A 6,087-nucleotide genomic window follows, 5' to 3' on the forward strand; every position below is an offset into this window, starting at 1 on the left:
GAGGCGAGCGCGGTGCCGACCGAGCCGACCGTGAGCAGCCCGACCGCCCCGTTCGCGGCCTGCGTCACCAGCGTCTGCGCCCGCTCCGCCTCGTAGAGCACCCGGGGCGCGGCGTCGAGCAGCACCCGGCCGGCCGGGGTCAGCTCCGTGGCGCGGCTGGAGCGGTCGAACAGCGCCACCCCGAGCGTGCGCTCCAGGGCGCGGATCTGTTGGGAGAGCGCGGGCTGGCTCACGTGCAGCCGGCGCGCAGCGCGGCTGAAGTGCAGCTCGGCGGCCACGGCGAGGAACGTCCGCAGCTGCCGCAGCTCCAGATCCATGCCCTCGATCGTGCCCCCTCGCGGGGAGAAGGACCGGGTGACGCGCGCGGTACGACGGGCCGTCGGTGTGGCGGCGGATGGGTGGGTCGCCGCTGATAAGGCCGGGCTTCTCACAGCAGTGACACCCCTGATCGCGGATCCGCACCACACCGCCCCGCCCCCGATCACGCTGGACCCGCACCGCAGTCGGACCGATCAGGGAGCACGTCCGCTCACATGAATCGCGCACACCGGTACGTCGTCGTCGGGTGCGGCGGCCTCGGTTCCGCCGCCCTGTACTGGCTCGCCCGCGCTGCCAGGAGCAAGGAGGGCGCCGTCCTCGGGCTCGAGGCCCACCACCTCGGCCACGACCACGGCGCGAGCCAGGACCACAGCCGCATCATCCGCTACGCCCAGCACCAGGACGCGTACGCCGACCTCGCCCCCGCCGCCTACGACACCTGGCACGACGTCGAGCGTGTCTCCGGCCAGCGCCTGGTCACCGAGACGGGCGGGCTGGTCATCGAGGACGTCGAGGCCCGCAGCGGCGCCGACACCGGCACCCGCAACATGGACGGCTACCGCGCCGTCGCCGCCCGCCACGGCACCCCCCTCGAGGAGATGGACGCGAAGGCCGTCATGGCCCGCTGGCCGCAGTTCCGCCTCGCCGGCACCGAGCAGGCGATCTTCCAGGAGCGGTCGGGGATCGTCGACGCCCGCCGGGCCAACGCCACCCACATCGCACTCGCCCGCGGGCACGGCGCCCACGTCGAGCAGCACACCCCGGTGCGGGCGCTGCACCCGACGCGCGACCACGTCGAGATCGTCACCGACGACGAGGTCTACCGCGCCGAGCACGTCGTCGTCACCGCCGACGCCCGCACCAACGAGGTCCTCACCGGCGTCGGGCGCGAGCTCCCCCTGACCGTGCTCCAGGAGCAGGTCACCTACTACGCCACCCCGAACCTGCTCGACTTCTCCCCCGAGAACTTCCCGGTGTTCATGTGGCACGGCGCGGAGAACTTCTACGGCTTCCCGGTCTACGGCGAGGTCGCGACGAAGCTCGGCCAGCACATGGGCGGGCACGAGGTCACCGCCGAGTCCCGGACCTTCGAGGCCGACCCGCTGCGCCGCAAGCGCCAGGAGGAGTTCCTGGCCGAGCACGTGCCCGGCTTCGGCGGGCCCGAGCTCTACACGAAGACCTGCCTCTACACGATCCCGCCGGACCAGCACTTCGTCATCGACACCGTGCCCGAGGCGCCGAACGTGCACGTGGCCGTCGGCGCGGGGCACGCCTACAAGTTCGCGTCGCTGATCGGCCGGATCCTCGCCGAGCTGGCGACGGCCGGACGCTCGCGGCACCCGATCGGGACGTTCACGCTCGACCGGCCCGCCCTGCTCGACCCCCACTTCGGCCGCGAGTTCCATGTCTGAGGGCTCCGTGTCCGAGCTGCGTTGGACCCTGCCCCAGGCCGCCTACACCGACCCGGACGTCTTCGCCGCCGACGTCGAGCACGTCTTCGCGCGGGCCTGGACCTTCGCCGGCCACTCCTGTGAGCTCGGCCCCGGCGACTGGTTCCGCGTCACGCTCGGGCGTGACCAGGTGATCGTCGTGCGCGACCACGACGGCACCCTGCACGCCCACCACGACGTGTGCGCCCACCGGGGCTCCCGGGTCACGACCGCCGACCGCGGCACCGCGAAGGCGTTCGTCTGCCCGTACCACCAGTGGGTCTACGGGCTCGACGGGTGCCTGCGCTCGGCGCGGCTCATGGGCGCGGACTTCAGCACCGACGGCGTGCGCCTCGCCCCCGTCGCGGTCCGCGAGACCGCCGGCCTGGTATTCGTGTGCCCCGCCGCCACACCCGACGAGGCACCCGCCTTCGACGGGTTCGCCGACGCCGCGGCGCGTCACCTCGCGCCCCACGGTCTCGAGCACGCGATGGTCGTTGCGCGGGACCGCTACCGGGTCGCCGCGAACTGGAAGACGCTCGTGGAGAACAACCGCGAGTGCTACCACTGCCGCGGCAGCCACCCGGAGTTCTCGCTGTCGAACTTCGAGGACGGCACCCACGGCGACGTGCGACCGAACCCGCGGTACGACGCGGCCCTCGCCCACGCCCGGGCCCGCTGGGCGGCGCGGGGACTCGCGACCGACGAGGTGAGCTTCCCCGGCGGATCCTGGTACCGGTTCACACGGCTGCCGCTGCGCGAGGGCTTCACGACGGAGACCCTCGACGGCTGCCTGGTCGCGCCGCTGATGGGCACGCTGCCCGACGCGGACGTGGGGAGCCTGCGCGTCGTCGGCCTGCCGAACCTGTGGGCGCACGCCAACGCGGACTACGCGATGACCACACGTCTGACCCCGGTCGACGCGGGCACCACCGACGTCGAGGTCTGCTTCCTCGTCCACGCCGACGCCCGGCTCGCCGACGGCGACGTCGAGGCGCTCACCGCGGTGTGGCGGGCGACCTCGGAGCAGGACTGGGCGCTCTGCGAGGCGGCCTACGCCGGGGTGGCCTCCCGCGGGTACCGGCCCGGCCCGCTCTCGCCGGTGGTCGAGGCGTCGGTGGCGTCGTTCCTCGACTGGTACGCCACCCGGGTGGGCGCGCCGAGCGCGGCCTAGAAGAGCAGTTCGAACGCCACGCGCGGGCGGTCGGGGTCGCCGACCGCCCGCGTCACGACGTCGCGGGCCTGCTCGGTCACCGGGCGGTCGTCGAGGGCGGCGAGGTAGAGCCGGTGGTGGGCCAGCGAGGCGACCGCCGCGTCGACGAACCCGGTGACGTCGACGGCGTGCCGCGCCGCCGGCGAGAGCCCGACGGCGAGGTGGTGCGCCTCGTGCGGCTCGAGGCCCTGGCCGTCCAGCTCGGGGTGGACCCAGCGGTTGCCGGCGTCGCCGACCGCGTCGACCGTCGCGCGCCCTACCGCGCGGTGGTCGGCCGAGTTCCAGCCGACGGGGGTGCCGTCCGGACCGAGCCAGCGCTCGGCGTGGTTGAGCGCGACGACGAGGTCCGGGCGCACCTGCCGGATCACCCGGGCGATGTCGCGGCGCAGCGCCACGCCCTCCTCGACGACCCCGTCGCGGTGGTCGAGGAACCGCACGTCGGTGACGCCGACCTCGACGGCGCTCGCCCGCTCCTCCGCCTCGCGGGCGGGCCCGGCCTCGCCGGGCGGCATCGTCGCGATCCCCGCCTCCCCCCGCGTGACCAGCAGATACGTCACCCGCTTCCCCGCCGCGGTCCAGGCGGCGACCGCCGCGGAGACGCCGTACTCGAGGTCGTCGGGATGGGCGGCGACGGCGAGGGCGGTCGTCCAGTCGTCGGGCAGCGGTCCGGGCTCCATGCGCGCCGACCCTGCACCCTCGACCGCGGTACAGGTCCAGCCCGGTCACGAAGCGTCGACGATCGGTGACCGGCGGGTGACGACGGTGCCGCGAGTGGGTAGTGATCGGTGACCCCCGAGCCCGACCCGTGACGAGGTGACCGCATGACGGACACGAGTGCTGCCGCCACCGAGGCGGGTGGGAGCGAGGACCGGCGCCCCGACGCCGGCCTGCACAAGGCCCTCGGTTTCTGGTCGCTGCTCGCGGCCGGCCTGGGCAGCGTCATCGGCTCGGGGTGGCTCTTCTCCTCGCTCTACGCCGCCCAGGACGCCGGGCCCGCCGCGATGCTCGCGTGGGTCATCGCCGGGGCGCTGATGCTCCTGGTCGCGATGGTCTTCGCCGAGCTGGGGATGGCCAAGCCGGAGTCCGGCGGCCTGGTCCGCTACCCGATGTACTCCCACGGCGGGCTCACCGCGGGCATCGTCGGCTGGGCGATGTGGATCAGCTACGTCGGCAACCCGCCCACCGAGGCCGCGGGCGTCGTGCAGTACGCGTCGTCCTACCTGCCCGGGGTGTACGACGGTCAGTCGCTGACCGGCCTCGGCATCCTCATCGCCGTCGTGCTCATGGCCGTGTTCGTGGCCCTCAACTGGTTCGGCGTGCTGCTGTTCGCGCGCTCCAACACGATCGTCACCGCGATCAAGATCCTGATCCCGACGACGACCGTGGTGCTGCTGATCGCCTCCGGGTTCGACACCTCGAACCTCACCGACCACGGCGGGTACGCGCCCTACGGCTGGTCGGCCGCGCTCTCGACGATCGCGACGGCCGGGATGGTGTTCGCGTACACCGGGTTCCGCAACGTCATCGAGCTCTCCGGCGAGGCGAAGAACCCCCGGCGCACCGTCCCGCGGGCCCTCATCACGACGATCGTCGTCACCATCGTGATCTACCTCGGCCTGCAGCTGGCATTCCTCGGCGCCGTGCCCGCCGGGCTGCTCGGCGGTGGGTGGCACGGGGTCAACTTCGACTCCCCGTTCGCCAACCTCGCGATGCTCCTCGGCCTGTCGTGGCTCTCGTGGACGCTGATCGCGGACTCGATGCTCTCGCCGTCGGGGTCCGGCATCGTCTACACCGCCTCGAACTCCCGCAACGTGTTCGGGCTGGCCAAGAACGGCTTCTTCCCCGGGTCGCTGACGAAGCTCAACGCCCGCGGCATCCCGGCGCGGGCGCTCGTGCTGAACTTCGTCATCGGGCTGGCCTACCTGCTGCCGCTGCCCAGCTGGCACTCGATCATCTCGGTGACCGGCTCGATCGCGGCGTTCACGTTCCAGATCGGTGCGGTGTCGCTGATCGCCTTCCGGGCGTCGGGCCTCACCCGCCGCGACACCCGGCTGCGGGGCATGACGGTGATCGCGCCCGTGGCGTTCGTCGTGTCCTCGCTGGTGGTGTTCTGGACGTCCTGGTCGAAGCTCCAGGTCGCCATGGCGATCATCGCCCTCGGCATCGTCTGGTACGCCGTGGTCTGGGTGCGCTCGAACCGGGCGGTGACCGAGCTCGTCCCGGGCGCGTGGCTCGTCGTGTACCTGGTGGGGCTGACGTTCCTGTCGGCGATCGGCAGCTTCGGCGGTGCGCACCTGCTCTCGGCGCCCTGGGACTCGGTGGTCGTCGCGGCGCTCTCCCTCGGGACCTACTTCTGGGGCTGCCGTAGCGGCACCGCGTACATGACCGCACGACCCGAGATGGTCGCGCGGCTGCGCTCGGACGCCGACCACGACCGCGGCGACTCCCCCGAGGAGGCCCTCGCCTGAGGCCCGGGGTCAGCCGTCGAGCAGGCGGACCAGCGTGGCCGGGGCGACCTGGCGGTAGGCGTCGGCGGCGATGCCGGCCAGCTCGGTCTCGTCGAGGGCGTCCGGTCCGTCGAGGTCCAGGCGGAGGCCGAGCCAGCCCCGGTGCCCGACGTAGGGCGGGACGAAGAAGCGGGCCGGCTCCACGGCCACGAGCTCGGTGGTGACCCCCGGCGGTGCGGCGGCCCAGATCGCGGTGTGCGGGTCGCCGTGGTGGTGGTCGGCGAACATCACGAACGTCTTCTTCCCGCGGACGAACCACGCGGGCGAGCCGTGGCTGGGGCGCTCGACGACCTCGGGCAGCGCCAGGCACGCGCGCCGCACGGCCGCGAGCAGGCGTTCGACGTCGGGCACCGCGCCTCCTCCCGGTCGGGTTCGGGATCCGACCACGACGCGGTGGTGGAGCAGAAGGGCCGGCGGGTCGTGACCCTGTGGCCGGGCGGACGGTCGGGCGCGGTTTCGGGCGCGGCTCCGGCCGACCATGATCACGAGTTAGGGAGCGACACGCCCAACGACCGACGCGACACGCTCACGAAGTCGTGATCATGCTCAGCCGGGCCGTCAGCGTCGGGTGTTCGCGGCGGCGTGGCGGGCCGAGCGCGGGGCCGGTCCGGCTGCGTCC

At 73.3% G+C, this 6,087-nt stretch carries 6 protein-coding genes; 3 read left to right on the forward strand and 3 right to left on the reverse strand.

Annotated features, from left to right (window positions below; genetic code table 11):
• On the reverse strand, positions 1-317 hold a 317-nt coding region (locus AC0CYZ_RS16355), incomplete at its 3' end, for a LysR family transcriptional regulator (protein ID WP_472217180.1).
• A 216-nt stretch (positions 318-533) separates the two neighbouring features.
• Between AC0CYZ_RS16355 and solA the strand changes: the two genes are divergently transcribed.
• Together solA and AC0CYZ_RS16365 are read left to right on the forward strand one after the other, a co-directional pair.
• Positions 534-1,730, forward strand: coding sequence for an N-methyl-L-tryptophan oxidase (gene solA / locus AC0CYZ_RS16360; protein WP_472217182.1), 1,197 nt, complete (start codon positions 534-536; stop codon positions 1,728-1,730).
• Positions 1,723-2,922, forward strand: coding sequence for an aromatic ring-hydroxylating oxygenase subunit alpha (locus AC0CYZ_RS16365; RefSeq protein ID WP_472217184.1), 1,200 nt, complete (start codon positions 1,723-1,725; stop codon positions 2,920-2,922). The genes solA and AC0CYZ_RS16365 overlap by 8 nt, the downstream gene beginning before the upstream one ends.
• Here the strand turns inward: AC0CYZ_RS16365 and AC0CYZ_RS16370 are convergent.
• On the reverse strand, positions 2,919-3,638 hold the full coding sequence (locus AC0CYZ_RS16370; protein ID WP_472217186.1) for a PIG-L deacetylase family protein: 720 nt from the start codon (positions 3,636-3,638) through the stop codon (positions 2,919-2,921). The two genes, AC0CYZ_RS16365 and AC0CYZ_RS16370, sit on opposite strands and share 4 nt — an antisense overlap.
• A 144-nt stretch (positions 3,639-3,782) precedes the next feature.
• Between AC0CYZ_RS16370 and AC0CYZ_RS16375 the strand changes: the two genes are divergently transcribed.
• A complete protein-coding gene (locus AC0CYZ_RS16375; protein WP_472217188.1) occupies positions 3,783-5,429 on the forward strand; it encodes an APC family permease in 1,647 nt (548 codons plus the stop codon).
• A gap of 9 nt (positions 5,430-5,438) precedes the next feature.
• Here AC0CYZ_RS16375 and AC0CYZ_RS16380 read toward each other — a convergent pair whose 3' ends face one another.
• Positions 5,439-5,819: an MmcQ/YjbR family DNA-binding protein gene (locus tag AC0CYZ_RS16380; RefSeq protein WP_472217190.1), complete on the reverse strand. Its 381-nt coding sequence runs from the start codon at positions 5,817-5,819 to the stop codon at positions 5,439-5,441.
• Between the last annotated feature and the right edge of the window lie 268 nt (positions 5,820-6,087).

This window comes from Actinomycetospora sp. (genome assembly GCF_055612215.1).